Source organism: Pseudokineococcus marinus, assembly GCF_013004605.1.
Lineage (GTDB): Bacteria > Actinomycetota > Actinomycetes > Actinomycetales > Quadrisphaeraceae > Pseudokineococcus > Pseudokineococcus marinus.
In genome coordinates this window covers 1-2,267 of sequence record NZ_JABEMA010000407.1, presented here as the reverse complement: position 1 = coordinate 2,267, position 2,267 = coordinate 1, and the positions used below count along the sequence as shown (strand labels likewise).

The window sequence follows — 2,267 nt, the reverse complement described above, 5'->3', positions numbered from 1 at the left end:
GGCCCGCGGCGACGTACCGTGAGCGCGCCGGCGCGGACGTCCGCGCCCGGCCCCGTCGAGGAGGTCCCGTGGCGGCAGCACCGGCGCGTCCAGCCCGATCCAGGGCCGGGTCGCGTCGCGGTGCCCCCGTCACGTCCGCGGCGGGAGCGGGCAGCTGCCCGTGGCCACCCGGCTGCGCACCAGCCCCGCGCTCCCCGCACCCCACGGCGTCGACCACCGATGGTCGGCGCCGTCGTGCGTCTCCCACCCTCCGCGCGCGACCCAGCCGCGGAGCGAGCGCTCGTCCCCCCGGTGCGGAGCGCCGGCCCGGGGCGCGCAGATCGGGGTCGTCATGCGCACTCTCGTCCTCAACGCCGGCTACGAGCCGCTCGGCGTCGTCTCCTTCAAGCGGGCCCTCGTGCTCGTCCTCGCCGGCAAGGCGGTCGTGCTCGCGGCCGACGAGCTCCCCGTCGTCGCGACGACGCTGAGCCTGCCCCGCCCGTCCGTCATCCTCCTCACCCGCTACGTGCGCGTGCCGCGGGCCCACGGCGTCGCCGTCTCGAGGCGCGGGGTGCTGCGCCGGGACGGCGCGCGGTGCGCCTACTGCCGGCGCTCGGCGACCACGGTCGACCACGTGCTGCCGCGCAGCCGCGGCGGCCGGGACACGTGGGAGAACCTCGTGGCGTGCTGCCTGCGGTGCAACGGCCAGAAGGGCGACCGGACGCCGGAGGAGATGGGCTGGGCGCTGCGGACCCGCCCGGCGGCGCCCGCCGGCCCGGCGTGGGTGGTCGCGGGCGTCGAGGCGCGGCCGGGGTGGTCGGACTACCTGCCGGCCGCCGCCGAGGTGGCCTGAGGGCGCACGGCGACCTGCGGACGCCGCCGTCACGGGCCGTCGTCGCAGGTCAGCGGCCCGGCCGGGGCGCGTGCGTGCCGTTGCGCAGGTCGCCGTGCGCCCACGGCTCGGGCGGATCGGGCGGACGCGGACCCGGGCGGCTCCGGGCGGCGCTCAGCGCTCCGGCAGCCGCGGCCCGGGCCCGGTGACGTCGTCGAGGAGGTCGCCGTCGGCGGCCAGGCGCTCGAGCACCTGCTCGGGGGAGAGCTGCTCGAGGTGCTCGTCCAGCTCGTCCCAGGTGCGCGGCGCGGCCACGCGCGGCTGCTCGCGCCCGCGCAGCGAGTAGGGCGTCACGGTCGTCTTCGACCAGGTGTTCTGCGACCAGTCGAGGAGCACGCGGCCGGTGCGCCGCGCCTTCGTCATCGTCGCGACGACCTCGCGCGGGCGGTCGCGGGCGAGGGACTCGGCGAGGCGGCGCACGTAGTCGCGGACCACGTCGGCGTCCTGCTCGCCGGACACGGCGGCGTAGAGCTGCAGGCCCTTGCTGCCGCTCGTCACGGGGCGCGGGTCGAGGCCGTCGGCCTCGAGGCGCTCGGCGACGACGTGCGCCAGCGCCGCGCACTCGGCCAGCCCCGTGCCCGGCCCGGGGTCGAGGTCGACGACGAGGCGGTCCGGGTGCGCGGTGCGGACGGGCCCGTCGTCGCCGTCCGGCTCCGGTCGCCGGACCCGCCACTGCGGCGTGTGGAGCTCGATCGCGGAGAGGTTGGCCGCCCAGACCAGACCGGCGACGTCGTCGAGCAGGGGGAAGACGACGACCTCCGGCGGGGCGCCGCCGTCGGCGCGGCCGTCGCGCTCGGAGGAGCGCAGCGGGACGCGCGCCGTGCGCACCCAGGAGGGCGTGCCCGCTGGCGCGTTCTTCTCGAAGAAGGACGCGTCGCCGACGCCGTGGGGCCACCGCACGCGCGTGACGGGGCGGTCGCGCAGCTGGCGCAGGAGCGGCTCGGCGGCGCGGGCGACGTAGTCGAGGACCTCGGCCTTCGTCGTCCCGGTCGCGGGGTAGAGCACCTTCTCCAGGGACGTCAGGCGCAGGCGGCGGCCGCCGACCTCGACGACCTGGACCGTCGCCTCGTGCTGGGGGCTCACCGCCGCCACCGCCCCCCGTGCCCCTGCGCGCTCGCGGCAACCCCCGCCTCGACGGTCGCCGCGTCCACGACGTCGGGCTCGGCGTCCTCGCGCAGGCCGACGTACGAGGGCTGGCGCAGCCGCCCGCCCGTCGTCGAGCCGAGCGAGCGCACCTCGGCGAGCAGCGCCGGCTCCACCCAGACGGCGCCCCGGGAGTCTGTGAGTCCGGCACTCCGAGACTCTGTCGCTCCGTGGTCGCGGGCGCCGGCGTGCCGTTGGTCACCTCGGCCGGTGCAGCAGCCTCGGTGGCATCGGGCTGGTCGTCGCGGTTGGA

The 2,267-nt window shown here is 78.3% G+C and carries 3 protein-coding genes; 1 reads left to right on the top strand and 2 read right to left on the bottom strand.

The window, feature by feature from the left end:
- The first annotated feature begins 331 nt into the window (after positions 1-331).
- Positions 332-832, top strand: coding sequence for an HNH endonuclease (locus HLB09_RS16030; protein ID WP_171204312.1), 501 nt, complete (start codon positions 332-334; stop codon positions 830-832).
- Positions 833-985: 153 nt separating this feature from the next.
- Here HLB09_RS16030 and ligD read toward each other — a convergent pair whose 3' ends face one another.
- Both ligD and HLB09_RS19560 read right to left on the bottom strand, forming a co-directional pair.
- On the bottom strand, positions 986-1,954 hold the full coding sequence (gene ligD, locus HLB09_RS16025) for a non-homologous end-joining DNA ligase (RefSeq protein WP_171204311.1): 969 nt from the start codon (positions 1,952-1,954) through the stop codon (positions 986-988).
- The coding region (locus tag HLB09_RS19560; RefSeq protein WP_281359483.1) for an ATP dependent DNA ligase at positions 1,951-2,267 on the bottom strand (317 nt) is incomplete at its 5' end. The genes ligD and HLB09_RS19560, both read right to left, overlap by 4 nt.

Bases quoted from the DNA above. Each gene is read 5' to 3' on its own strand.
- HLB09_RS16030 (WP_171204312.1), top strand. From the start codon at position 332: ATGCGCACTCTCGTCCTCAACGCCGGCTACGAGCCGCTCGGCGTCGTC.